Source organism: Sagittula sp., assembly GCF_052825245.1.
The window spans coordinates 48834-73202 of the sequence record NZ_JBRBWD010000065.1 but is presented as its reverse complement, the minus strand read 5'-3'; the positions used below and the strand labels follow the sequence as shown (position 1 = coordinate 73202).

At 66.8% G+C, this 24369-nt stretch carries 22 protein-coding genes and 1 pseudogene; 13 read left to right on the top strand and 10 right to left on the bottom strand.

Annotation, left to right across the window (positions count from 1 at the left end; genetic code table 11):
- Positions 1-89 precede the first annotated feature (89 nt).
- Positions 90-1124, top strand: a complete 1035-nt coding sequence (locus tag ACU0DV_RS25555; protein WP_446242924.1) for a patatin-like phospholipase family protein — start codon at positions 90-92, stop codon at positions 1122-1124.
- 43 nt (positions 1125-1167) lie between these two features.
- On the opposite strand, the gene ACU0DV_RS25550 is transcribed toward ACU0DV_RS25555, so the two are convergent.
- The 8 genes and pseudogenes from ACU0DV_RS25550 to ACU0DV_RS25515 all read right to left on the bottom strand — a co-directional run bounded on the left by ACU0DV_RS25550 (position 1168) and on the right by ACU0DV_RS25515 (position 8005).
- Positions 1168-1371, bottom strand: a complete 204-nt coding sequence (locus ACU0DV_RS25550) for a YgaP family membrane protein (protein ID WP_446242925.1) — start codon at positions 1369-1371, stop codon at positions 1168-1170.
- Between the two features lie 138 nt (positions 1372-1509).
- Positions 1510-1866, bottom strand: a complete 357-nt coding sequence (locus ACU0DV_RS25545; RefSeq protein ID WP_100926943.1) for an excinuclease ABC subunit A — start codon at positions 1864-1866, stop codon at positions 1510-1512.
- 84 nt (positions 1867-1950) lie between these two features.
- Positions 1951-2823 carry a 3-hydroxyisobutyrate dehydrogenase gene (gene mmsB, locus ACU0DV_RS25540; RefSeq protein WP_446243058.1) on the bottom strand — a complete coding sequence of 291 codons (873 nt, stop codon included), beginning with the start codon at positions 2821-2823 and terminating at the stop codon, positions 1951-1953.
- A 30-nt stretch (positions 2824-2853) separates the two neighbouring features.
- Positions 2854-3864 (bottom strand): annotated as a pseudogene (locus ACU0DV_RS25535) (enoyl-CoA hydratase/isomerase family protein); the annotation flags it as partial.
- Positions 3865-3958: 94 nt separating this feature from the next.
- The gene (locus ACU0DV_RS25530; RefSeq protein ID WP_100926941.1) at positions 3959-5098 is read right to left on the bottom strand and encodes an acyl-CoA dehydrogenase family protein; all 1140 of its coding nucleotides are present in this window, start codon (positions 5096-5098) and stop codon (positions 3959-3961) included.
- Positions 5099-5246: 148 nt separating this feature from the next.
- The gene (locus ACU0DV_RS25525; protein WP_446242926.1) at positions 5247-6284 is read right to left on the bottom strand and encodes a sodium:calcium antiporter; all 1038 of its coding nucleotides are present in this window, start codon (positions 6282-6284) and stop codon (positions 5247-5249) included.
- Between the two features lie 87 nt (positions 6285-6371).
- Positions 6372-6629 carry a GlsB/YeaQ/YmgE family stress response membrane protein gene (locus ACU0DV_RS25520; protein WP_100926939.1) on the bottom strand — a complete coding sequence of 86 codons (258 nt, stop codon included), beginning with the start codon at positions 6627-6629 and terminating at the stop codon, positions 6372-6374.
- A 239-nt stretch (positions 6630-6868) separates the two neighbouring features.
- Positions 6869-8005, bottom strand: a complete 1137-nt coding sequence (locus ACU0DV_RS25515) for a glycosyltransferase (protein ID WP_446242927.1) — start codon at positions 8003-8005, stop codon at positions 6869-6871.
- Between the two features lie 743 nt (positions 8006-8748).
- Here ACU0DV_RS25515 and ACU0DV_RS25510 point away from each other — a divergent pair.
- Positions 8749-10254, top strand: coding sequence for an FAD-dependent oxidoreductase (locus tag ACU0DV_RS25510; protein WP_446273666.1), 1506 nt, complete (start codon positions 8749-8751; stop codon positions 10252-10254).
- 192 nt (positions 10255-10446) lie between these two features.
- On the opposite strand, the gene ACU0DV_RS25505 is transcribed toward ACU0DV_RS25510, so the two are convergent.
- Positions 10447-12096, bottom strand: coding sequence for a thiamine pyrophosphate-requiring protein (locus ACU0DV_RS25505; protein ID WP_446273665.1), 1650 nt, complete (start codon positions 12094-12096; stop codon positions 10447-10449).
- A 355-nt stretch (positions 12097-12451) separates the two neighbouring features.
- On the opposite strand from ACU0DV_RS25505, the gene ACU0DV_RS25500 reads away from it, so the two are divergent.
- Positions 12452-13630, top strand: coding sequence for an alpha-hydroxy acid oxidase (locus tag ACU0DV_RS25500; protein ID WP_446273664.1), 1179 nt, complete (start codon positions 12452-12454; stop codon positions 13628-13630).
- A 52-nt stretch (positions 13631-13682) separates the two neighbouring features.
- Positions 13683-14129 (top strand): universal stress protein, encoded by a 447-nt coding sequence (locus ACU0DV_RS25495; protein WP_446273663.1) that lies wholly within the window; start codon positions 13683-13685, stop codon positions 14127-14129.
- Positions 14130-14142: 13 nt separating this feature from the next.
- Here the strand turns inward: ACU0DV_RS25495 and ACU0DV_RS25490 are convergent, their stop codons facing one another.
- Entirely contained in the window at positions 14143-15081 is a 939-nt protein-coding gene (locus ACU0DV_RS25490) for a LysR substrate-binding domain-containing protein (protein ID WP_446273662.1), read from the bottom strand.
- A 164-nt stretch (positions 15082-15245) separates the two neighbouring features.
- On the opposite strand from ACU0DV_RS25490, the gene ACU0DV_RS25485 reads away from it, so the two are divergent.
- From ACU0DV_RS25485 to ACU0DV_RS25445, 9 genes are all read left to right on the top strand, one after another.
- Positions 15246-16853 (top strand): ABC transporter substrate-binding protein, encoded by a 1608-nt coding sequence (locus tag ACU0DV_RS25485; protein ID WP_446273661.1) that lies wholly within the window; start codon positions 15246-15248, stop codon positions 16851-16853.
- Positions 16850-17953, top strand: a complete 1104-nt coding sequence (locus ACU0DV_RS25480; protein WP_446273660.1) for an NAD(P)/FAD-dependent oxidoreductase — start codon at positions 16850-16852, stop codon at positions 17951-17953. The genes ACU0DV_RS25485 and ACU0DV_RS25480 overlap by 4 nt, the downstream gene beginning before the upstream one ends.
- 32 nt (positions 17954-17985) lie before the next feature.
- Entirely contained in the window at positions 17986-18336 is a 351-nt protein-coding gene (locus ACU0DV_RS25475) for a RidA family protein (RefSeq protein ID WP_446273659.1), read from the top strand.
- A gap of 99 nt (positions 18337-18435) precedes the next feature.
- Complete coding sequence (locus ACU0DV_RS25470) at positions 18436-19443, top strand: ABC transporter permease subunit (RefSeq protein WP_446273658.1); 1008 nt, start codon at positions 18436-18438, stop codon at positions 19441-19443.
- Positions 19436-20341, top strand: a complete 906-nt coding sequence (locus tag ACU0DV_RS25465; RefSeq protein WP_446273657.1) for an ABC transporter permease subunit — start codon at positions 19436-19438, stop codon at positions 20339-20341. The genes ACU0DV_RS25470 and ACU0DV_RS25465 overlap by 8 nt, the downstream gene beginning before the upstream one ends.
- 1 nt (position 20342) lies before the next feature.
- Positions 20343-21164: an ABC transporter ATP-binding protein gene (locus tag ACU0DV_RS25460; protein WP_446273656.1), complete on the top strand. Its 822-nt coding sequence runs from the start codon at positions 20343-20345 to the stop codon at positions 21162-21164.
- A complete protein-coding gene (locus ACU0DV_RS25455) occupies positions 21161-22018 on the top strand; it encodes an ATP-binding cassette domain-containing protein (protein WP_446273655.1) in 858 nt (285 codons plus the stop codon). The genes ACU0DV_RS25460 and ACU0DV_RS25455 overlap by 4 nt, the downstream gene beginning before the upstream one ends.
- Before the next feature lie 12 nt (positions 22019-22030).
- On the top strand, positions 22031-23134 hold the full coding sequence (locus ACU0DV_RS25450; protein ID WP_446273654.1) for an alpha-hydroxy acid oxidase: 1104 nt from the start codon (positions 22031-22033) through the stop codon (positions 23132-23134).
- Positions 23131-24228, top strand: coding sequence for an NAD(P)/FAD-dependent oxidoreductase (locus ACU0DV_RS25445; protein ID WP_446273653.1), 1098 nt, complete (start codon positions 23131-23133; stop codon positions 24226-24228). Before ACU0DV_RS25450 ends, ACU0DV_RS25445 begins: the two co-directional genes overlap by 4 nt.
- Positions 24229-24369 lie beyond the last annotated feature (141 nt).

Below are 24369 nucleotides of genomic sequence, written 5' to 3'. Positions count from 1 at the left end.
GTCTGCGCGCCGTGCCGACCCGGGTTTTTGCCCTAGGTGATATGGTGAACCCATGCGCCGCGTAGGGCGCGGATCTGACGGAGGCAACGATGACGGTTCTCGGACTGGCGTTGGGGGCGGGCGGTGCCCGCGGATGGTGTCACATCGGGGTGCTGCGCGCGCTTGAGGACATGGGCGTGGAGCCCCAGGTGGTGGCGGGATGCTCCATGGGGGCGGTGGTCGGCGCGGCCTGGGCTGGCGGCAAGCTAGACGCGCTCGAAGACTGGGCGCGCGGTTTGACGCAAGGCAAGTTCCTGAAGTTCCTCGACTTCCGGCTGGACCGGGGCGGCGTGATCGAGGGCAAGGCCGTCACCCGCCTGATGGAGGAGCTGGAGCTTCCGGAGAACATCGAAGACCTGCCGCGCCCCTTCCTCGCCGTTGCCACGGACATGAGCACCGGGCGCGAGATCTGGCTGCGGAAGGGCAATCTGGCACAAGCGGTCAGGGCCTCTGCGTCGATCCCGGGTGTCTTTTCTCCGACCGAAGTGGATGGCCGCTGGTTGCTGGACGGCGGGCTGATCAATCCGGTTCCGGCCTCTGCCGTTCGTGCGCTTGGCGCGACCTGCACCATCGCGGTCCACCCCGACGCGCGCCACGGCAAGATGTGGGAACCGAAGCCGGTGACCGGTTTGTGGGACAAGCTGGGCGCGCAACTGCCGGAAACCATCGGCGGGTTGCTGCCCCAGACCCGGAAAGAGCCCGTGCCCGGTTACGCCGAGGTGGTGACCATCTCTATCGAGATCATGATGGAGTTCATGCGCAAGGCGCGCGAGGCCTCGGATCCGCCGGACGTGCTGCTGCAGGCCGATCTTCTCAACGCCATGGGATTGCTGGAACTCTACCGCGCAGATGTCGCCATAGACGAAGGCCGCCGCATCGCCGAGGAGGCGCGCGACCGGATCATGGAGGTGGCAGGCGTGACGCCGGAAGCCACGCCGGCGTTCACCAAGCCGGAGTCCGCGAAGGACGGCAGCGAGACCTCCAGCCTTCCGCCCAGCATCGCGCCGGAGGAAGAGCCCGGCGGCGGCAGCGGCGACGACGCGCCGGAGCCGGTCTACGAGAGGGTCAGGACGTCGCTGTCCTGAGGCGGCTGGAGGGGCGCGCCGCGCCCCAATGCCGCTTTAATCCTTACTTGGTCTTGCAGGTGTTGATGCCCAGAAGGCTGTAGGGCGGACACGACCCCATGGCCGAGGTGGCCAGCATCAGGACGCCGACGATCCCGGCGATCCAAGCCCAAACCCCGGCAAGCGCGGCGAAGGCGAGGATGAGCAGGACGACGCCCAGAACGGCGCGGACGATACGGTCGGTTTGACCCATGTTTTTCGCGAACATCGAAGACTTCCCCCAAAAGATTGATCTGCAATAAGCCTTAGATTGCGGGGCTCCGCGGGGAAATGATGTGGATCAACTTCGAGAATCTGCAAACGAATTGAGAGAAAGGGCCGCCTTTGAAGGCGGCCCCGCGGGACATCAGTTCGAAAGTTCGGCAATCGCACCGATGATCGACAGGACGGCGCGGGTGTCCGGATCGACGCGCACGACCTGATTGCCCAGGTGGTAATACGTCCGGTTCGGGTCCAGCCCGTACTGCGAGGGGTTTTCCAGCAGGATGTAACGGTCGGGGATCGGCTCACCGCGGCGTACTTCGTAGTATACCTTGTCGTTGTCAGCCTTCCCGCCCTGCGGCATCTTCTTGGCAAGGCCCGGCGGGACGCAGGCCGGGTCCTTCTTGGCAAGACCCGGGGGGCAGGCCTTTTCGGCGCTTGCCGCAAGCGGGGCGGTCAGGGTGATGAGGCCAAGGGCCGTTGCGGTGAGGATTCGTTTCATTCCTGCTCTCCTGTACTGTGGGAACAGGGACGTAACGCAGCTTCCTCGACGTTTCGTTGCATGGCTTTTTCGGATCGGCAAAAATCAGCCGCGGTGCCGTTTCTCGAACCGTGGCAGCATGGCGGAGAAGTCGCGCCCCTTGCCGTCCTCTTCCTCGACAAACGTGCGGTAAAGCTCTGTCGCGGCCTGTCCCATCGGCGTGTCGGCATCCGCGGCCTCGGCCGCCTGCTGGCTGAGGCGCAGGTCCTTCAGCATCAGGTCGGCGGCGAAACCGGGCTTGTAGCCGTTGTCGGCGGGTGAGGTCGGGCCGACGCCCGGTGCGGGGCAATAGGCGTTCATCGACCAAGAGTAGCCGGAGGAGGTGGAGACCACGTCGAACATCGCCTCCCGCGAGAGGCCGAGCTTGTCGGCCAGCGAGAACGCCTCACAGGTGGCGATCATGGTGACGCCGAGGATCATGTTGTTGCAGATCTTGGCGGCCTGACCGTTGCCGGAGGCACCGCAATGCACCGCCTTCTGACCCATGATGTCGAACAGCGGTTTCGCAATGGTAAACGCCTCGTCCGGTCCGCCGACCATGAAGGTCAGCGTGCCGCCCGACGCGCCACCGATCCCGCCCGACACCGGCGCGTCCAGCGCCATCAACCCTGCCTCCGTCGCCTGTTCGGCCACCGCGCGGGCGGAGTCTACGTCGACGGTGGAGCAGTCGAGCAGCACCGCGCCCTTCTGCATGTGGGGGATGATCTCGGCCGCGACGCCGCGCAGGATGTCGCCGTTGGGCAGCATGGTGATGACCACCTCTGCGCCCTTGACCGCCTCGGGGGCGGAGGCGGCGCTGGTCACGCCCTCGGCGGTGGTGCCCGCCACGTCGAAGCCGGTGACGGCGTGGCCCGCCTTGGCCAGGTTCGCCGCCATGGGCGCCCCCATGTTGCCCAGTCCGATGAAGGCGATCTGCATGGCTTTCTCCTTGAAGTCGAGTGTGTCAGGCCCCAGCGGGCGCAGCATCTTCGAGACGTCCGAAGCGGTCACGCCGTCCGGCGCGTGGCGCCATTTCGGCGTCTTGTCCTTGTCGATGATCGCAGCGCGGATGCCTTCGAGGAAGTCCCCGTGTTCCATGATCCGATGGCTGACGCGGTATTCCAGTTCCAGCGCCTTGCGGATCGTGAGGGACGGGCCACGCAGGCGGTGGATCATCTCGAGCGTCATCGCCATCGACAGGGGAGAGGCGCGCTCCATCGTCTTCAGCGTCTCGGCGGCGAAGTCGGACGGATCGTTCCTGAGGGCGTTCAGCACGTCGCGCAGGGTCTCTCCGCCGAACAGATCGTCGATCTGCGCCTGGCGAGCGGCCAGCGGGCTGTCGGGCACCGGCTGGGCCGCTGCCTCAACCTGCGCCACAAGGCCGGTGTGCACGAGGTTTTCCTTCAGGACGGGCCAGGCGTCCTCCGGGATGTAGGTGTCGGCGAACCCGGCGTGGATCGCGTCGGCGCCATTCATGCGGTAGGCGGTCAGCCCGAGGTATTCGCCCAGACGGCCGGGGGCTTGCGCCAGCCGAAAGGTGCCGCCGACGTCCGGCACGAACCCGATGGCCGTCTCCGGCATGGAAATCCGGGTGCTGTCGCCCACGATCCGGTGCGAGACATGCCCGCCAAGACCCACGCCACCGCCCATGGCAAAACCGTTCATGAAGGAGACGATGGGTTTCGGATATTCCGCCAGCTTGGCGTTCAGCCGGTATTCGTCGCGCCAGAAGGTCCGGCCGTAGTCGTAATCGCCGTCGGTCCCCGTGCGATACATCTCGGCGATGTCGCCGCCCGCGCAGAAGGCCTTTTCTCCCTCTGCGTCCAGCAGCACGAAGTGCACGCTCTCGTCGTCGCGCCAGCGGTCCAGCGCGCGTTCGATGTCGAGGCACATGGCGTAGGATAGGGCGTTCAGCGCCTTGGGCCGGGTCAGCGTGATGCGGCCGGCATGGCCCTCGGTGCGGATGTGGGTGTCAGACATGACGTTTGGCAGTCCTTGCATGGAGGGCGGGGCAAGGCGCAAGGCCCCGTCCGCCCGTTATGTGCGATGCCCCCCGGAGAGGGGCGCGCCGTTGTCAGCCGGCCAGCATATGGCGGGCGGTGATCAGGCGCATGATCTCGTTCGTGCCTTCAAGGATCTGGTGCACGCGAAGGTCGCGGACCAGCTTCTCGATCCCGTAATCGGCGAGATACCCGTAGCCGCCATGCAGTTGCAGGCACTGGTCCACGGTGCGGGACCCGGCCTCCGTCACGAATTTCTTCGCCATGGCGCAGAACTTCGTGGCGTCCGGCGCGCCGGTGTCCAGCTTCCACGCAGCCTGCCGCAGGAAGGTGCGCGCGGCCTGAAGCTCGATCTCCATGTCGGCGAGGCGGAACTGGAGGGCCTGGAACTGGTCGATGCTCTGCCCGAAGGCCTTGCGCTCTGACATATACTGCAGCGTCAGGTCCAGCGCGGTCTGCGCCGCACCGAGCGAGCAGGCGGAGATGTTCAGCCGCCCGCCGTCGAGGCCCGCCATGGCATAGCGGAAACCCTTGCCTTCCTCGCCGATGAGGTTGTCGTGCGGGATGGCGCAGTCGTCGAATTGCACCTGCGCGGTGGGTTGCGAGCGCCAGCCCATCTTGTCCTCTGCCGCGCCGAAGCTGAGGCCGGGGGTGCCGTCCTCGACATAGACGGTGGAGATGCCCTTCGGTCCGTCCTCGCCGGTGCGGACCATGGTGACATAGGCATCGGAGTAGCCGCCGCCGGAAATGAACGCCTTGGTCCCGTTCAGCACGTAGCCTTCGTTGGTCTTTTGCGCGCGGGTCTTCAGTGCCGCCGCGTCGGAACCGGAGCCGGGCTCGGTCAGGCAGTAGGACAGCACCGTTTCCATCGACAGCGCCTTGGGCAGCACGCGCGCCTTGAAGTCGTCGGAGGCGTAGCTGTCGATCATCCGGGCGCACATGTTGTGGATCGACAGGAACGCCGCGACAGAGGGGCAGGCCATCGACAGCGCCTCGAACACGAGCGTGGCGTCGAGCCGCGACAGGCCGGAGCCGCCCGACTCCTCGCTCACGTAAAGGCCGCCGAAGCCCAGCTCGGCCAGTTGTGGCCAGAGCGATTTCGGGATCGTGCCGTCCTTTTCCCATGTGCGGGCGTGCGGGGCGATGTGCTCCTGCCCGAAGGCGTACGCCATGTCGAAGATCGCGGTTTGCTCTTCCGTCAGCGCGAAATCCATTGTCGGCCTCCTCCCGGCTGAAATGAACGCTTGTTCAGATTGAGCCCGAGGCGGCAAAGGATTGCAAGTGGCGGAGACGCAAACCCGTTTTGCAAATTTGCCGCCACGGTGGCGCATCAGGCGCTAACATCCTGCATTAATGCCCGTGTCATGCGGAGCCGGAGAAGACCTCGACCGTCACGGCGCTGGCGTAGATCGCCATCATCAGCACGCTTTCGATGCCGATGCGGGCCGGTCCTTCGCGCTGCCGAAGGATCAGCCCGGCCAGCAGGACGGCGGTCATCAGCATCCCGGTCGCCAGCCAATAAAGATCGTTCATCCCCACGGCGTGATAGATGGACCCGTCGCGATAGGCCACGTCGGCTGCGACAAGGAACAGCGTGTCGAACGTGTTGCCGCCGATGATCCCGCCCACCGCGAGTTGCAGCGAGCCCTTGCGGACGGCGACAAGCGTGGTGACGAATTCCGGCAGGGAGGTGACGACGGCGGTCAGCAGCGCCCCGACCAGCGAGGAGGCCAGCCCGAACCGCGTGATGAAGGTGGCGCCCACCTGCGAGATGACCCAGCCCGCAATGCCCATGACGGCGACGAGCGCGGCAAAGGTCAGCGCGGGCTTCAGGACCGACTTGTCGGGATCGCTGTCCGGTTCGGGTTCGTCGTGGCGGGTGTCGCGGGTCTCCACCGGCCTCCACATCGGTTCCTCGCTGACCTTGGCCGAAAGGTGCACACCGGCGAGGTAGGTCAGGAACAGGATGGCGGAAACCGGGTGCACCGCAAAGAACGACACGTCCGGCCCGGCCATGGCGGCCACGGGCAGGGACAGCAGGATCAGCAGCAGCACCGCCTGGAAAAGGTTGGCCGGTTCGGCAGCGGCATGTTCGAGATTGGCCCGCTTGTGCAGTAGGTCGGCGATGGCAAGGAAAAGCGTCTGCGCCGCGATGCCGCCCACGGCGTTGGAGACGGCGAAACTGGCATCCCCGGAAGACGCTGCAGAGATCGAGACGACCACCCCGGCCAGCGAGGTGGCGCCGCCGAGGATCAGACCCCCGGCCAGCGCTTCGCCCATGCGGGTGCGGTCTGCGATGATGTCGGCAAGGTGGGTGGCCCGGATCGAAGCCCCGATGACTGCCGCGGCAGCGATGGCGAAGATCAGCAGGAGCAGCGGCAGGGAAACGTCTTCGAGCATCGGGTCTTTCTATAGGCTTTGGCCGGCGGGGCCATAAAGTTCGGGCCGCCTTTGGGGGGCGGCCCGGGGTCTTTGGTCAGGGGAATGTCAGGCGTGTCGCCCGCGCACGGCGCGTGCGATCCAGATCAGCAGGCAGGCGCCGATGAAACCGATGATCAGCTGGCCGATCCAGCCGCCGAGCGTGCCGCCGACAACGGCGACGAGAATGGCATTCAGCACGATCGCGCCGACGATGCCGAGAACGATGTTCATGATGATGCCCATGTTGGATTTCATGAACTTCTCTGCCAGCCAGCCAGCGATACCGCCGACGATGATGGCTGCAAACCAACCGAGTCCGGTCATGGGGGTCCTCCTTGATGGACGGTGCGGGATATGGCTCGGGGATATCCCGGCCTCTGACACACAAACACACGGACCCGGCCTGTTGTTCCCGTGTCGGTTCGGTTTTCCTCCCGGGCCGGGCTGGCGATGTGTGGCGGAGAGTGGGTCAGGCGGGGGGCGCGTGGGCGCGTGATCTGGGCGATGCAGGGCTTTCCCGTGCCGCGTGTCGTCCGCAAGGGGCGGCCCTTGCCTTGGGTGGGTCAGCCCTGCGCGATGGTGCGGGTGATCACGTCCTCGACGCGGGCGAGGCCCTTGGCATTGTCGAACTTCGCCTCGGCCGTGGCGCGGGCGGCGCGGGCCATGTCGCTGCGGTCGGGCATGTCGAGGATCTGGGCGATGCGCCGGGCGAAATCCGCCTCGTCCCACTCGTCGGTCAGGAGGCCGTTCACGCCATGCTCCACCGCCTCCGGGATGCCCGCGTGGCGGGTGGAAAGGGTGATGCAGCCGGAGGCGAGCGCCTCCTGGATGGCGGTGGGCAGACCTTCGGTGTTGCCATCCTTCGCGGTGACGGAGTGCTGCAGGAAGACCTCCGTCGTGTGCAGCCGTTCGCGCACGGCATCGTGCGGCAGCGCGCCGGTGAAGGTGGTTTGTTCCGCGATCCCAAGGGTTTGCGCGAGGGTCCTGCAGTCGTCCAGCAAGGGGCCGTCGCCGATGAAGGTCAGATGCGCGTCGCGTCCGCGCGCGCCTTCGGCAAAGGCGCGGAGCGTGACCTGCGGGGCCTTCTTCTCGACCATGCGGCCCACGGCAAGGAAGCTGCCGGGGGTCTTCGGGCCGGGGGTGAAGCGGCGGATGTCGACGCCGGAGGGCACGACGTGGGCATTGGGGTGCGAGACGCCGTGTTTCGCCAGGTTGTCGAGCAGGAACTGGCTGACGGAGAACATGCCCGCGAGCCGCGGCATCATCAGCCGGTAGGAGCGCACGCGCTGCGAAGAGGTCAGCATCTTGGAGGCGTCGGTGCCGCGCCAGTAGGTGAAGACCGGGATGCCGAGGTCGTTGCCGATATTGGCGACGACCAGCGCCTGCGTGCCGAATTCTGCAAGGATCACATCGACTTGCTCATCCTTCAGGAACCGCGCCAGGGCCTTGCGCCCGGCGCCGAAGGGCAGGCGGGAGGTGCCGTGCAGGAGCGCGCCCGTGGCGGCATGGAACGGTGCCGTCAGCGTGTCGGCCAGCGAGAGTTTCGCGCGGCGCACGAAGAGCGGCTTGCCGTAGGGGTCCTGCCCGTTGTGCCGCCCGCAGATCACGCAGGTGTTGCCGCCGAACATGTGTTCGATGTGGCGGTTGATGAAGGTCTCGCCGGGGACGAAGTAGTCGGAGGTGGCGATGGCGACTTTCATGATCAATCCCCGGTGGTTGCGTGTCGGGCGTAGCCTCTGGCGGGCGCGCGGGCAAGGGCAGCGCGCGCCCTTCACGTCGGTTTCGGCGCCGGAAAGGGTTTCCGGAGCGCGCGGTGGGGTTATCGCACCGTACGCTTCAAGGTGTTGTGGCGCTGCCTCCACGGGACCACCACGGGTTAACGCGGATTCATCTTTCACGGGCGGGCGTTAAGGGGCGAACCGGCCGTTTGGACCCCGATTCCCGGCCGGTTGGTAACTTTTCGGGCCTGGCGGCAGACGACGGGGTGTTGCGCGAGGCCCGCGGCGTTCATCTTTTGCATGACGTTGCGTCATTTTTGCCCGTGGATGGTCGCCTTGCCCGGCGGTGCGCCCGTGTCGGCGGCGGGTGGGGGGGGGGGGGGGCCGGGCCCCGCCCCCCCCCCTCGGCCGAAACCAGCCGGAGGGGGCCGCGCGGCGGGGGGGGGGGGGGGGGGGGGGCGCCCCGCCCCGCGGGGGAGATAAAAAAAGATAGCCGGGGGGGGGGGTTGGGGGGGGGGGGGGGGGGGGGGGGCGGCGGTCCCGCCCTTGAGCGTTTTTTACTTCTGCCCTCCCCACACCCACACCCCCACACCCCCCCCCCCCCCCCCCCCCCCCCAAGAAAACAAAACACCAGAAAACCAAAAAAATAAACGACAAAACCACAAAAAATAACAATAAAAAAGCTCAACCAGACGCCCACCCCCGACACTCAGACCGATGTGGCCGTGATCGGCGCCGGCCCGGCGGGGCTTGCCGCCGCCGTCGCCGCCGCCTCGGCGGGCGCCTCGGTGACGGTGATCGAGCTTTGCGACGATATCGGCGGGCGCGGCATCGTCAGCGGCGGCAATATCCATCTCGGCGGCGGCAACGCGCTTCAGGCGCGGCTGGGGATCGAGGACACGCCGGATGCGGTGTTCGCCGACTGGGTGCGCCACGATCTGCCCGAAAGCCGGTTCTGCGACCGCGATCTGGTGCGCGCCTATGCGGATCACAGCGTTGAAACCTATGAGTTTCTCGCCGAACATGGCGTGCGCTTCATCGACACCCCCACGGCGGTCAAGCTCGATGTGAAATCGGTCGGACCGCAAAGCGTGCCCCGGGTGTTTCGCTGCGAGGAATGGCCGGTCGCCGAAGAGCTCGCACTGCGCGAAAGCGGGCGCAACGGGTCGGGTCTGGTCCGCGCGCTGGAGCGCAGCGCACGGCGGCTGGGGGTCGTGTTCCGGCTCGGTCACCGGATGACGCGGATCGCGCCAGGGCCCGAGGGTCAGCCGCAGATCGTGGAAGGCACGGCGCCGGACGGCGCCTTTGCGATCACCGCCCGGCGCGGCATCGTGCTGGCCACCGGCGGCAGCACCGGCAATGTGAATTTCCGGCGCATTTTCGATCCGCGCCTCACCGAAGAATACCAGCAGGTCGGCGCGCCGGTGGCGCCGCAGACCGGCGACGGAGAGATTGCCGCGATGGCCTATGGCGCCTCGCTCTGGGGCACGGCAGCGCAGACGGCGGGCACCTGTCTGGTGATGGCCAAGACCCATCACATCGGCTGCCGCTGGGGTTACAAGCGGCTGAAATACCGCACTGACAGCCCGCATTTCCCCCGCGCCGGCGCCACCGGGCTGACGGTGAGCGACTGGCAGAACGTCATCCTCGTCAATCAGGCCGGCAAGCGGTTCTGGAACGAGGAGGAGGAGGATCAGGCGTTTTTCGATGCCGCGATGGGCTATTGCAGGCGCGAGGGCGCACCAGATGGCGGCGGCCCGATCTGGGCGATCTTCGACGCCGATGCGGTCGCGCGTGAGGGCTGGACCCCGGAGCCGCCGCATGTGGACCCGCAGTATTTCGCGCGGGGCGATACGCTGAGCGAGCTGGTCGCCAATCTCGACAACCCCTATCAGAGCGCGCCGCTAGACCGGGCGGCGCTTGCCGAGACGGTTGCGCGGTACAATTGCTTTGTCGCCGAGGGGGTGGACCGGGATTTCGGCAAGCCCCAGCCGCGCTATCCGATCGCCCGCCCGCCGTTTTACGCCGCCTGGGCCACGCCGATGATCCATGACAGCCTCGCCGGGCTGCGCATCGACGGAGGCGCAAGGGTGATCGGCCTGGATGGCGCGCCAATCCCCGGGCTGTTCTGCGCCGGCGAGAGCCATGGCGGCTTTCCGCAGCACGGGCTGGGACGCTCGGTGCTGTTCGGGAGGCTGGCGGGGCTGGGGGCTGCGCGGCGGGAAGGGTAGGATTTCCGTTTCCTGACGCGGTCCCTGCCAGAGTTGCCATGGGAGCCGCGCCGGGTATGGTTCGAGCCGCAGCCACCGACATGGATCACTTGATCCCCGCAAACACAAGAAAACCGCCCGGCGCAGAACGCCGGGCGGATCGGGGAAGAGCAGGTTGCGCGGCGGGGGGAGCACACCGCGCAACGGGTTGCCTCAGATCGTCAGCTCTTCCACCTTGTAGCGCGATGTGACCGTTTCCTTCGAAGTCATGAACTCGAGCAGCACCGGAATGCCCTGCTGCGTCTTCTCGATGCCGCGCCGGATCGCCGGCACGATATCCTCTGGCCGGGTCACCCGCTCGCCATAGCCGCCAAAGGCCGTCGCCATGTCGGCATAGTTGCCGCTGATATCGGTCGAACGGAATTTCTCGGTCGAGACCGGCATCACGTCGAGCTCCAGCGCCATGCAGTAGTTGTTCAGAAGCACCGACATGATCGGGATACGCTCACGCACGCAGGTCTCGAAATCCATGCCGGTAAAGCCGATGGCCGCATCGCCCCACACATTGATGCAGAGCTTGTCCGGGCAGGCCACCTTGGCGCCCATCGCCAGCCCCAGCCCGTAGCCGAGCTGCGTGGTCTTGCCCCAGCCGATATAGCTGAGCGGCGTCTCGCACTGCCAGAACGGCGACAGCTGGTCGCGGGGGCTGCCGGCATCGTGGGTGATGATGGTGTTGGGCATATCGACGGTCTTTTGCAGATCCCACAGCACCCGGTAGGGCGAGAGCGGCGCCTCGTCCGAGGTGAGCTTGGGCAGCCATTCCGCCAGCCAGCCCTCGTACACGTCCTTGATCTCCGCGACCACGGCGCTGCGGTCGCGCGGGCCGGAAAGCCGGGCTTTCATGACATCCAGCATCGCGGTCAGCGTCAGCCGTGCATCGCCCAGCAGGCCGATCTCCAGCGGGATGTCCTTGGCCAGATGGTTCGCGTCATTGGTGTTGTGGATGACGGTCTTGCCGCTTGGCATCGTGACCCCGAAGGAGGTCTTGGTAAAGCTGCAGCCGACACCGAAGATCACGTCGGAGCGGTCGAGGAAATGCCGCACGGTGCGCGGGATCGCGGCGCCACCGGACCCCAGCGCCAGCTCGTGCGTTTCGGGAAAGGCGCTCTTGCCCTCAAGGCTGGTGCAGATCGGAATGCCCGACAGCTCGACGAACTCTTTCAGCTCGGGCCAGGCCTTGGCGTAATGCACCCCCTGCCCCGCATAGATAACCGGGCGCTCGGCCGAGAGCAGCAGGTCCACCGCCGCCTCGATCTCTGCCGGATCGGGCATCGAGCGAGCGATCTTGGCCGGCACGTAATCGAGCGGCTCGGGCACCTCCTCCTGCCAGATATCCTTGGGAATCTCGACCAGCACCGGCCCGCCCCGCCCGTTGCGCAGCCGCGAGAAGGCCCGCCGCATGATGTCGGGCACGTCGGCGCCGCTGGTGATCGGCTCGGCGGATTTTGTCACCGAGCGCATGCTGGTCACCGAGTTGAAATTCGGCTCCACATGCGCGGCCTTGCGGTCGTAGCCCATGGGCATGACCAGCAGCGGCACGGATTCACCATAGGCCTGCGCCACGCCGCCAAAGGCGTTCTCGGCGCCGGGGCCGTGCTGCATGACGAAGACACCGATTTTTTCGCCCGATGTCATGCGCGAGATCGCGTCGGCCATATGCAGCCCGACCCGTTCCTGACGCACGATGATCGGACGGATATCCGCCTTGGCGCTGTATTCGAGCATGTGGTTGAGCGGGTATCCGGCCACGACCTCGATACCCTCCCGTTTCAGGATCTCTGCGATTGCCTCACCGACCTTCATGTCACCTCCCTTGCGACCGCCTGCCCCGGGGACACGGAAACCGCGCGGACAGGCAGACTTGTTCTGCACCCTGCCGGACTGGCGGGGCACACGTGGCGAGCCTGCGGCAGTTCATACGGTGAGTAAAATACATATGGTGTCTTTCAGGATATGGCAGAGCGCATGCATAGCCACGATCCGGCAGTTTCCCATTGTACTGAATATGATGCCCGCCGTCGCGACCGACGTTTTCCGTCCGGGGATGGGGCATCATGCATATCTGTGACCTATCCAACGCCCCGGCGCAGAATATTGGCGCTCGCGCGGCTTTTGCGCCAAGCTCGCCCCGAGCAGATCGCGTTTCGAAGGGGGGAGAATGTTTCGAGCCAGGATCGCCAATGTCGCGGATCTCGAAAGGCGGGCGCGGCAACGCATGCCGCGTTTCGCCTATAATTACCTGACCGGAGGCGCCGGAGACAGCGCCAGCACGCATCGCAACCGCCGCGCGCTTCAGCAGATGGTCTTTGCCACACGCCGGCTCGTCGGCGCGGATATCCGCACCGAGGTCACCCTCTTCGGGCAAGAATACAGTGCACCGCTGGGGGTCGCACCTTTGGGAATGGCCAATGTCGCCTGGCCCGGGCTCGACCTGATGCTGGCACGCAGCGCCCGCGAGGCCAAGCTGCCCTTCGTGCTGAGCACCATGGCGACCACCACGATCGAAGCGGCGGCGGAGGCGGCGGAAGAGTTCTTCTGGTTCCAGCTCTATATCGCGAAATCCGACGAGATCACCTTTGGCCTGATCGAGCGCGCGCGCGAGGCCGGCACCGATGTGCTGGTGCTGACCGTCGATGTCCCCGCGCCCTCGCGCCGCAACGCCTCGATCCGCGACGGGTTCGAGTTGCCCCTGCGCTATACCCCTCGGCTGCTGGCCGATCTGGCGCTGCATCCGCGCTGGAGCATCGAGACCCTGCTGGCCGGCGCCCCGCTGATGCGGAACTACGCGGCCTACGCGAAATCCGAGAATACCCAGAAGGTCGGCGCCTTTGCCGGCAAGCGCAACAAGTTCGGCACCACCTGGGACGATTTCAAGCGCATCCGCGAGGCCTGGCAGGGACGTCTGGTGATCAAAGGCATTTCCAACGGCGAGGACGCCGCACGCGCGGTGCGCGAAGGGGCGGACGCGGTCTGGGTGTCGAACCATGGCGGGCGACAGCTCGAGTCCTCACCCGCGACCGTCGATCTGCTGCCGGCGGTGCGCGCGGCGACCCCCGACAACGTTCCGGTGTTTTTCGACGGCGGCGTGCGCGGCGGCGAGGATATCGTCAAGGGCACGGCGCTTGGCGCGGATATGGTTTTCGCGGGCCGCAGCTTTGCCTATGCGGGCGCGGCGGGCGGTCAGGCCGCGACGACGCAATGCATCGAGATCCTGATCGCCGAAATGCGCTCGACCATGGCGCAGATCGGCCTGCACAGCCCCGAAGCGCTGCGCAGCGCGCCTGTCTTCTTCGGCCAGGAAGCGGAGCGGATGGTGCCCGGCAAGGCCGCCGAGTGAGAAAAAACGCAACGGGGCCAATTGGCCCGCGGTTCGGCATGGAGGAGAGCCAATGTACAAGACAATCCTGATCGCAACGGATGGCAGCCCGCTTGCCGGCAAGGCGCTGGAGCACGGCGTCGCGCTGGCCAAGGCCGTCGGCGCCGAGATCGTCGTGGTCACGGTGACCGAGATGTGGTCGGCGCTGGACATGTCGCGGGAGCGGCCGAAACAGGCGGTGCAGGCGATTCAGGCCTATGAGGCGCACGAGTCAGATCATGCCCGGGCGATCCTCGACGCGGCCTGCGGTCTGGCCCGCGATGCGGGTGTCGCCTGCGAGACCTGCCATGTCGGCGACCAGCACCCGGCGGAGGGCATCCTTCAGGCGGCGAAGATGTCGAATGCGGACCTGATCGTGATGGCGACGCATGGCCGGCGCGGGGTGAACCGCGTGCTGCTGGGCAGCCAGACCAACGAGGTGGTGACCCACAGCGACATTCCGGTGCTCGTCCTGCGCTAGAGCCCGCCTCTCGCTAGGCCCGTTCGGGCCGGCGATCCGCCGCGTTTCCACCCTCGGCCATATCCACGTCATAGCGCTGGAGCTTGGCCCGCAGCACCTCGACGATCCGCTCCGCGGCCAGTGAGGGCGGGCGCGAGGCAGGCAGCATGATCCAGACATTCATCGTGGTCAGCGGCACGATCGGGCGGCGGACGAGCTTGTCCTCGCCATAGCCCAGCCCGACAAAGGGCGGCACGATGGAGACCCCTGCCCCGCCGGCGACGAAATCGCAGGCGGTTTCCGACATCGGCACCTCGACCACCGCGCGTTTCTGCACGCCGCGCAGCTGAAAGGCCCGGTCGATGGTCATGATCGAACAATCGTCGCGCGCCAGCCCGACAAAGGGCTCATCCTTGAGATCCTCGACCCGGATCAGCCGTTTGGAGGCCAGCGGATGCGCGGCGGGCAGCGCGCAGATCATCGCAAAGCGCATCACCAGCTCGGAGCGCACATGGGGATGCTCGAAAGGCTGCACCGACAGGCCGATGTCGATCTGCTGGCTTTCGACCAGCTCGGCGACTCGCGGGCTCGACTGGCTGGTGATCGAGATGTGCATATTCTTCTGCGCGGCCATCAGCGGGCCAAGCGCATGGGCCAGAAAACGGGCAGAGAGCGCCGGCGGCGCGGCGATGGTGACCTCGCCCCACTCGCGATCCCGAACGGCGCGGGCGAGCTTCTGAATCCGGTCCGTGCCCGAAAACAGGCGCGAGACTTCGGAGGCCAGAAGCTGCGCGTCTGAGGTCGGCAGCATGCGACCGCCGCTGCGGGTGAAGAGCCGGAAGCCACAGTTTTCCGAGAACGATTTCAATAGCTTGCTGACGGCGGGCTGGGAGATTCCCAGCCGTTCACCGGCGAGCGTGACGGATCCCGTTTCCATCACCGCGTGAAAGGCTTCGAGCTGGCGAATGTTCATTCCGGCGGTATCCCCTGGTCAACCACAGTATGAGGTTTCGTTATAAAGCTTGGAGAATAAGCGATTTGACTTTCATGTTAGCCTGCCGCTCGCATGGTGTCATCCGGGAAAACCAGCTGGGCAACGCCAAGGATGAGACACATGCGAAACAGGAAGGTACTGAAATGAATAAACTGGCATATCTGTGCGGCGCCGCCGCGCTTGCCCTCGCGCCGGCTGCCCAGGCCCAGGTGCTGACGGTCTGCCTCGAAGGCGCACCAGAGATCTTCAATCCCGAGCTGACCAGCAACGGCACCACCGCCTATGTGCTCGGCCAGATCTATGACGGGCTCGTCTCGGTCGAGCGCGGCGGTTCGGGGATCGAACCGGCGCTGGCCGAAAGCTGGGAGGTCTCGGAAGACGGCAAGACCTACACCTTCCACCTGCGCGAAAACGTGAGCTGGCAGTCGAACGATGCCTTTGCGCCCACCCGTCCAATGAACGCCGATGACGTGGTCTTTACCTTTGCGCGGATGATGGACCCCGAGCATCCGTTCTACGAGGTCTCGGGCGGCAATTACCCGACCTTCAACGCCAAGCTGGCGGACAATCTCGAGGCGGTGGAGAAGATCGACGAGCACACCGTCGCCTTTACCCTGAAAGCGCCGCTGGCGGCGTTCATCGGCACTATGGCGCATGGCTCCATCGGTATCACCTCCGCCGAATACGCTGACGCGATGATGGCCGCCGGCACGCCCGAGCAGATGGATCTGCAACCGATCGGCACCGGCCCCTTCCAGCTTCAGGCCTATCAGACCGACGCCATTGTCCGCCTGCTGCCCTTCGCGGACACCTGGGGCGCAGGTCTCGGCGACGATCTGCGCACGCCCATGGTGGATGCGGTGGTCATGGCGATCTCTGGCGATGCCACGGTCCGGCTGCAACGGGCGCTGGCCGGAGAATGCCTGATCGGGCTCTACCCCAACCTGGCCGACAAGGAGACCATCGAGGCCTCCGAAACGGTCGATGCGGTGCAGACCCCCGTCGCCTCCACCGGCATGCTGCATTTCAACTTCGGCGAGGAGAAGTTTCAGGATCAGAAGGTGCGTCAGGCGCTGGCGCAGGCCATCGACATGGAGACCCTTGTCGAGGTCGTCTATAGCGGCATGGGCCATGTGACCGGCGCCGTGGTGCCGCCGGCGCTCTGGGGCCATGCTGAGGATATCGCCCCCTGGCCCTACGACCCGGAGGCCGCCAAGGCGCTGCTGGCCGAGGCCGGCTATCCCGACGGGTTCGACACCCAGGTCTGGGCGGTGCCCGTCGCGCGCCCCTACATGCCGAACGGCCGCCGCGCCGCCGAGATCGTGCAGGCCGACTGGGCCGAGATCGGCGTGACCGCCGAGATCGTGACCTATGAATGGGCCGAATACATCCAGCGCGCGCGGGCCGGCGAGGCGCAGGTTGGCATGTTCGGCGGGATCTACGATTTCCCCGATCCCAGCCAGATCCCCAACAACTACCTCACCTGCTCGCCCGAGGGCAAAACCGCGCCGTCGAATATCGGCGCCTGGTGCGACGATGGCTTCAACGCGGTGATGCGCGAGGCCGGCTCGATCACCGATCAGGAGGAGCGGATCGCGCTCTATCACGAGGCGCAGCAGATCGTGCATGACGAGGTGCCGGTGGTCGTCCTCGGCGGCGCCGACACCATCACTGCGGTGAACAAGAGCGTGAAAGGCTACGTGCCGGCGATCTTCGGCTCCTCGCGCCTGTCGGGGGTGAGCGTCGAATGAAAGTGACTGTGATTGGCGCCGGGATCCTCGGCGCCAGTACCGCCTATCACCTGGCCCTTGCCGGGCATGACGTGACCGTCGTCGATCAGGAACACCAGGGCAAGGCGACCCTGGCGGGGGCCGGCATCGTCTGCCCCTGGGCGACCAAGCTCGACGAGCCGGAATGGTACAAGATGTACGCCGCCGGGGCGCATTACTACGAGGAGCTGGTCGCGGGGCTCGCCGAACGCGGGCAAAGCGATGTCGGCTACCGCAAGGTCGGCGCGCTGGTGACCGCCGAAGACCCCGATGTCTACGACGCTGCGGGCGAACGGCTGGCGCGGCGCACCGCCAAGGCGCCCGAATCCGGTGGCTTCGAGGAAATCTCACCGGAGCAGGCGCAGGCGCGCTTCCCGCCGATCAACCCGGCGTTCAGGGCCTTCTATGTGCCGGGTGGCGCTCGGGTGAATGCCCGGCAGCTCGCGCCGGCCATGCTGCGCGCGGCGGTGGCGCTCGGCGCGACATTCCTCAGCGATCTCGCGACGCTGGAGCTCGAAGGCGCCCGCGCCAAGGTGCTGGACGGGCGCGGCGAAGAGATCCCCTCGGACAAGATCGTGGTGACCGCCGGTGCCTGGGCCGCGCAGATCCTCGGCCCGCTGGCGCTGTATCACCCGGTCAAGCCGCAGCGCGGGCAGATCCTGCATTTCGGTATGAAGGGCGCGGATACCTCGCGCTGGTCGGTGCTGTTGCCGATGGCGAGCCATTACCTGCTGGCCTTCGACGACAGCCGCGTCGTGGTCGGCGCCACCCGCGAGGACGGCAAGGGCTTCGACTACCGGGTGACCTGCGAAGGCCAGCACGAGGTGCTGAGCGCCGCGCTGCGCTACGCGCCAGGGCTCGCCGATGCCACGCTGCTGGAAACCCGCATCGGTTTCCGCCCCGCCCCGCCCGGATTCCGCCCGATCCTCGGCCCGGTGCCGGGCATCGATGGGCTGATCCTCGGCAACGGGCTCGGAGCCGCCGGCCTGACCATCGGCCCCTTCGCCGGTCGCCAGCTCTCCCGCGTCGCCGCGGGAGAGACCCCCGAGCTCAGCCTCGATCCCTACAACCCCGCCGCCTGAGCGGGGCCAACCCCAAGACCGAAAGACAGACAATGACCAAACGCTTCAACTCCCGCCCGCACCTGCATGGCGGCGTCGTCCATAACGGCGTGCTCTACGCCTCGGGCCATGCGGCGACCGATCTCGATCTCGACATGAAGGGCCAGACCGCCGAGATCTGCGAAAAGCTCGACGCGTTGCTGGCGCAGGCCGGCAGCGACAAGACAAAGCTGCTGCACGCCCGCGTTTACCTGTCGGACATGTCCGCCAAGGCGCAGATGAACGAGGCCTGGATGGAATGGCTCGACACCGCGCACATGCCTTCGCGCGCAGCCATTGGCGGCTGCGATCTGGGCGATCCGAAACGGCTCGTGGAAATCGTGGTCACCGCTGCGGTCGACTGAGGTCTGCGTATACGCGCGGCCCCCTTCCCCGTGGGTCGCGCCGACTGCCGGGTCGCGCGTCCCTTTCGGCGCGACCCGGCCTTTGGAAAGGATGCATCCTTGCTCCGTTACCTTCTGGGAAAGCTGGCGGTGCTGGTCCCCACCTTTTTCGGCATCACCATCGTCGCCTTCGGCTTTGTCCGGGTGCTGCCCGGCGATCCGATCATGCTGATGGCCGGCGAGCGCGGGCTGACCCCGGAGCGGCATGCGCAGCTAATGGCGCAATACGGTTTCGACCGGCCGCTCTGGCAGCAATACCTCTCCTATCTCGGAGATCTGTTCAGGGGCGATCTGGGTACGTCGCTCGTCACCCACCGCCCGGTGGCCGAGGACTTCCTGACCTTCTTCCCCGCCACCATGGAGCTGGGTCTCTGCGCCATGGCGCTGGCGATCTGCATCGGCCTGCCGCTGGGGGTGCTGGCGGCTGTGAAGCGCGGTAGCTGGTTCGAGCAGATTTCGATGTCCACGGCGCTGGTCGGCTATTCGATGCCGATCTTCTGGTGGGGCCTTCTGATGATCATCCTGTTCTCGGGCACGCTGGGCTGGACCCCGGTCTCGGGCCGGATTTCGCTGATGTACTATTTCCCGCAGGTCACCGGCTTCATGCTGATCGACAGCCTGCTTTCGGGACAGGCGGGCGCCTTCCGCTCGGCGGTGCTGCACCTGATCCTGCCCTCGGTGGTGCTGGCCACCATCCCGACGGCGGTGATCGCGCGGCAATCGCGCTCGGCCATGCTGGAAGTGCTGTCGGAGGATTTCGTGCGCACCGCGCGGGCCAAGGGGCTGGGCCCCGCGATGGTGGTGGGCCGCCACGCGCTACGCAACGCGCTGATCCCGGTGGTCACGGTGATCGGGCTTCAGGTCGGATCGCTCATGGCGGGCGCCATCCTCACCGAGACGATCTTTTCCTGGCCGGGCATCGGCAAGTGGATCGTCGATTCCATCTCGAAACGCGACTACCCGGTGGTGCAGGGCGGCCTGCTGGTCATTGCCGTGGTAGTGATGATCGTGAACCTGATCGTGGATCTGCTCTATGCCGTCATCAATCCGAGGATCCGTCATGGCTGATCCCGCTACACTTGAAACAAACGACGCCGGCACGACCCGCGCCGCGCTGGCCGGGTTCTGGAGCGATTTCCGCCGCAACCGGGGCGCCGTGATCGGGCTGACGGTGATCGGCTTGCTGGTACTCGTCGCGCTCTTTGCGCCGCTGCTCGCGCCACATGACCCGACGCAGCAATACCGCGACGCGCTTCTGCTTCCGCCGGTCTGGGAGACGGGGGGCCGGGGCGCCTATCTGCTCGGCACCGACGCGCTTGGGCGCGACATCCTCTCGCGGCTGATCTTCGGCGCGCGCTATTCGCTGCTGATCGGGCTCATGGTGGTGACCATCGCGCTCACCGGTGGCATCGCGATCGGGCTGATCTCGGGCTATTTCGGCGGCTGGATCGACACGCTGATCATGCGGGTGATGGATGTGATCCTCGCCTTCCCCTCGCTGCTGCTGGCGCTGGTGCTGGTGGCGATCCTCGGCCCCGGGCTCACCAATGCGATGATCGCCATCGCGCTGGTGCTGCAACCGCATTTCGCCCGGCTCGCCCGCGCCAGCGTGATGAGCGAGAAGACCCGCGAATATGTGGTCGCCGCCCGCATCGCCGGTGCCTCGCCGCTGCGGCTGATGGTGCGCACGATCCTGCCCAACTGCCTCGCGCCGCTGATCGTGCAGGGGACGCTCTCCTTCTCGACCGCGATCCTCGATGCAGCCGCGCTCGGCTTTCTCGGGCTCGGCGCGCAGCCCCCCACCCCGGAATGGGGCACCATGCTCGCCGATGCGCGCGAGTTCATCCTGCGCGCCTGGTGGGTCGTGACCTTTCCCGGCCTCGCCATACTGATCACAGTGCTGGCGATCAACCTTTGCGGCGACGGGCTGCGCGACGCGCTCGATCCCCGGCTGAAGAGGAGCTGAGATGTCCCATCTTCTCGAAATCAGAAACCTGACGGTGACATTCGACACCGCCAAGGGACCGCTCACCGCCGTCTCGGGCATCGACCTGCATGTGGACGCGGGCGAAGTGCTCGCCATCGTCGGCGAAAGCGGCTCGGGCAAGTCGGTGGCGATGCTGGCGGTAATGGGGCTGTTGCCCGAGACCGCCACGGTCGGCGCCGATCTGGTGCGTTTCGACGGCACCGACCTCATGGCGCTGAGCCCGCGCGCCCGCCGCCGTATCATCGGCCGCGATATCGCGATGATCTTTCAGGAGCCCGTCGCCTCGCTGAACCCCGCCTTCACCGTCGGCCTCCAGATCGGCGAGGTGCTGAAAAAGCATCAGGGCCTCGGACGTACCGCCCGCCGCGCCCGCACGCTGGAGCTGCTGGAGGCGGTGGGGCTGCCCGACCCGGCTGGCAAGCTCACCGCTTTTCCGCACCAGATGTCGGGCGGGCAGTGTCAGCGGGTGATGATCGCCATGGCCATCGCCTGCGCGCCCAAGCTGCTGATCGCCGACGAGCCGACAACGGCGCTCGACGTGACCATTCAAAAGCAGATCCTCGACCTGCTCATCGACCTTCAGGAGGAGAGCGGCATGGGGCTGATCATGATCACCCATGACATGGGCGTGGTGGCCGAAACAGCCGACCGCGTCATCGTCCAGTATCAGGGCGTGAAGCGCGAGGAGGCCGATGTGCTGTCGCTCTTCGAGGCGCCGCAGGATTCCTATACCCGCGCGCTGCTCTCGGCCCTGCCGGAGCGCGGCAGCGACGGGCCGCTCGACGGGGTGGCGTTCCAGTGAGTGCCCGGCCTCCCATCGTGCTCGAAGCCCAGGGGCTGATCCGCGACTATCCCGGCAAGGGCAGGCTGCTGCGCAAGGCCACACCGGTACGCGCCCTGAAGGGCGTCGACCTGGCGCTGCGCCAGGGCCGCACCCTGTCGGTGGTGGGCGAGTCGGGCTGCGGAAAATCCACCCTCGCCCGGATCCTGACACTGATCGACCCGGCCACGGATGGCACATTGCTCATCGACGGCAAGGCGGTCGACATCGCCCGCTTTCGCCCCTCGGCGGAGCTGCGGCGCAAGGTGCGGATCGTCTTTCAGAACCCCTATGGCTCGCTCAACCCGCGCCAGAAGGTCGGCGACGCGCTGGCCGAGGAGCTGCTGCTCAACACCGGCCTCGGCGCGGCAGAGCGGCGCGCGCGGGTCGGCGAGATGCTGGAGCGCGTGGGTCTGAGCGGCGCCCATGCCGGGCGCTACCCGCATATGTTCTCGGGCGGGCAGCGCCAGCGCATCGCCATCGCCCGGGCGCTCATGGTCAACCCGCGCATCCTGATCCTCGACGAGCCGGTCAGCGCGCTGGATCTCTCGGTGCAGGCGAAGGTGCTGAACCTGCTGGCCGATCTGCAACGCGATTTCGACCTCTCCTACATCTTCATCAGCCACGATCTCTCGGTGGTGCGCCGGATCTCGGACGAGGTGATGGTGATGCAGGCCGGCGAGGTGGTCGAGCGCGGCAGCCGCAACGCCGTCTTCGGCGATCCGCAACACCCCTATACACGCCAGCTTCTCGCCGCGACGCCCTCGACGGATACCGGCGCCATCCGCGCGCGGCTGGCCCGCCGGGCCGCTCTGCGTGCCGCACGCGGCGCCTGACAGGAGACCATGATGTCCGAGCAAGACGAGATCCGCCGCGACGACCGCTATGCCACATCCCGGAAATACGCCTCGATGCGCGGCATCCGCGCGGCGGCGCGGCTGGCGCTGTCGGAAACGGTCTGGAACTACCTGCATTGCGGCACCGGCGACGAGGTGACCGCCCGCGCCAATGTGTCCGCCTTCGACGATTATCTCTACGAAGTGCCGCTCTTTGCCGGGGTCGCCAATCCCGACACCAGCACACATTTCCTCGGCGAAGAACTGTCCTTCCCCGCCCTCACCGCGCCCTTCGGCGGCGGCGAGACGCTGTTTCACCCCGATGGCATGCTCGCCGTGGGCCGCGCCGCCCATGCCGCCGGCATCCGCCAGATGGTGCCCGTGGCCGCCGGGCATGCGCTGGAGGAGGTGCGCGCCGCCTCTCCCGCCGCGCTGGTCTTTCAGATGACCTTCTGCGGCAGGGAAAGCCATGTGATCGATATGATGCACAGGGCCAAGGACGCGGGCTATCGCTATATCTGCGTGACCTATTCGCCGATCCGCCAATGGCGCGAGCGGATGATGGAGGATCGCTTTTCCATGCCCGGCGCGGGGGCGCCCTCGAATTTCGGCCCCGGGAAATCCGATCCGGCAATGCTGCGCGAACTGCTCGATTTCACCGAACCGCGCTGGAGCTGGGAGCAGGCCGCGCGGGTGATTGGCGCGGCCCCCCTGCCCTGCCTCGTCAAGGGTGTCACCAGCCGCGCCGATGCACGCGCGGCGCTGAAGGCCGGCGCGCATGGGCTCTATGTCTCCAACTACGGCGGGCGCACCATCGACCGCGAGCCCGCCGCGATCACCACGCTCGCCGGGGTGCGGGCCGAGGCCGGCCCCGACGTGCCCATCGTCTTTGACAGCGGCATACGGCGGGGCAGCGATATCGCCACGGCTCTGGCGCTCGGCGCCGATGCGGTCGCCTTGGGTCGCACCTGTGCGCTCGGTCTCGCCGCCGATGGCGAGGCCGGGGTCCGCCGCGTGCTGGAGCTGCTGAAGGATGAGTTCTGGACGACGCTCGGGCATCTGGGCTGCGCCTCGGTCCGCGATCTGACGCCCGAGATCTTCCGGGCGCCGCGATGAAGGTCGCGGTCATCGGCGCGGGCGCCATTGGCGCGAATATCGCCTACCGGCTGGCCGAGCGCGGTGCCGAAGTTGTGCTGATCGACGGGCGCGCGCCGGGATCGGGAACCAGCGGTGCCTCCTTCTCCTGGCTGTCCTCCTTTCCGCAGCTCAGCTGGCCCGAAGCCGAGGCACGGCGGCGCCTGCGGCTCTCGGTGAACGCGCATTTCGACCGGCTGGCCGAAGAGATCGGCGGCGACTGGCTCGACTGGTGCGGCACGCTGACGGCGCAAGGCGCAGTGCCGGATTTCGATGCTGCCGTCGCCCGCTGCCGGGAACAGGGCGCACAGATCGAGATACTGGGCGCGGCGGATCTGCGCGAGATCGCGCCGGAACTCGCCCTATCCGGAAGCGAGCGCGTCGCCTTCGAGCTACGCTCGGGCTGGATCGACGCTCCGGCGATGATCGGGCAGCTATTGCGGGTTCTTCGGCTGAGCGGCGGCACGTTGCGGCTGGGCGATGATGTGGTGTCGCTCGACATCGCTGCGCGCGGTGTTGTCTCGATCGGTCTTGCCGATGGCAGCCGGATCGAGGCGGATGTGGTGGTCAATGCCGGTGGCGGTCAGGCGACGCATATCGCGGCTCTGGCGGGGCTGGCGATCCCGGTCGAGCTGGTGCCTGGCGTGATGCTTTACGCAGGCGCCGGACGTCCGCGCCTGCCCCGCCATGTGGTGAACGGCGCGCGCTGGCTGATCCGGCCGGATCGCGAATTCGGCACAGCCATCCACTGGCGCGGCGAAGGGCTGACCGCCCGGCACGGCAACAACGGTCGCGACGGCGCCGAAATGCTGGCCGATGTGGCACGCTCGGTGCCGGCGCTGACAGGGTTGAGGCCAGCGGGACAACGTGTCGGGATCAGGGCGATGCCGCAGGGCGGCCCGGTCATTGGTCGCCTGCCCTGGCGGCAAGGGTATTATTCCGCCGTCTCCCATGGCGGCATCGGCTGGGGGCCGATCTGGGCCGATCTCGTCGCGCGGGAGATCCTCGACGGTGAAGTCGTCATGGAACTGGCAACGATGCGTCCAGCGCGGTTTTACAGCGACATCGACGCCTGATCCGCGTTTTCATCCTCCCCTACCCTGCCCGTCACGGCGGGAATCAACGCCTGGCCGAACGCCTCAACTTATCCACATCATTATCCACAGACCGGACCATCCCATCCGATTGGCAGTTATTCCGCATATCCGCCGACGACG